The following is a 976-nucleotide window of genomic DNA, read 5'->3' on the forward strand; positions in this document are numbered from 1 at the left end:
CGGCGGCCGTCCCGGACGGGCCCTCGCCCGGCTCCCCCGCCGCGCCCCTGGGTGCCGAGACCGCCGCCGTGAGCACGGATTCCCGGCGTGGCCGCTCCCGTGCCTGGCTGTTGGCCGTCGCCGGGGTCGTGCTGGTCGCGTGCGGTGCGGCCGCCGCGCTGTATTTCGTGCCCGGCGGCCGGCAGGCGGAGGGAGCGGCGGGGCCGGCGGCCTCGGGCCACCCCTCGGCGACGCGCTCCGCGTCGAAGTCGGCGTCCGCGTCGAAGTCCGCCTCCCCGAGCGCCTCGAAGTCGCCGAAGGCCTCCAAGTCGGGCGCGGCGCCCGCCCCTTCGGGCCCGGCCGCGGACCCCACGTCCGCTCCCTCGACGCCTCCCACGAGCGGGCCGCCGACCTCGGCGCCGCCGCTCCCGTCGACGTACGCCGGCATCGTGATGACGGACAGCCAGGACCTGTATCTCGCGGACGATCCCGTGCGGGCCAAGCCGGACGACGGGCGGTCGAACGAGGATCTGACCTATGCCGTCTACAGCAACGGCGCGGTGCTGGCGCCGGGCACCACGTCGGGGAGTTCGCTCGCGCTGCTGCCCGCCGGGCAGCCGGCCACCCTCGACGCGTGCCGCGACGCGCACGCGGCCAAGGACTTCTACTGGGTCTACGACCTGCCGGTGGGCCAGCGTTTGTGCCTGGTCGGTGGCTCGGGTGACGTCGGGCTTCTGACGCTCCGGGGCAAGACGGAGGGCAAGAACGTGACGCTGGACGCGAAGGTCTGGCGGGCCGCCGGTCAGTAGGCGTACGACGAAGCCCGCCGGACCGCGAGGTCCGGCGGGCTTCGTGTGTGTTGCTTACTGGGACTCGACTACTTGGACTCGACGGCGTGGCCGCCGAACTGGTTGCGCAGCGCCGCGATCATCTTCATCTGCGGCGAGTCCTCCTGGCGGGAGGAGAAGCGGGCGAAGAGCGACGCGGTGATCGCGGG

At 74.3% G+C, this 976-nt stretch carries 1 protein-coding gene and 2 pseudogenes; 1 reads left to right on the top strand and 2 read right to left on the bottom strand.

What is annotated here, in order from left to right:
• A pseudogene (locus OKJ99_RS08725) lies at window positions 1–427 on the bottom strand (hypothetical protein); the annotation flags it as partial.
• Between the two features lie 4 nt (window positions 428–431).
• Here OKJ99_RS08725 and OKJ99_RS08730 point away from each other — a divergent pair.
• Window positions 432–788 (top strand): hypothetical protein, encoded by a 357-nt coding sequence (locus OKJ99_RS08730; RefSeq protein ID WP_326015283.1) that lies wholly within the window; start codon window positions 432–434, stop codon window positions 786–788.
• Between the two features lie 68 nt (window positions 789–856).
• Here OKJ99_RS08730 and OKJ99_RS08735 read toward each other — a convergent pair.
• Window positions 857–976 (bottom strand): annotated as a pseudogene (locus OKJ99_RS08735) (6-phosphogluconate dehydrogenase); the annotation flags it as partial.

The organism is Streptomyces endophyticus (genome assembly GCF_035798155.1).
Classification (GTDB): domain Bacteria; phylum Actinomycetota; class Actinomycetes; order Streptomycetales; family Streptomycetaceae; genus Streptomyces; species Streptomyces endophyticus.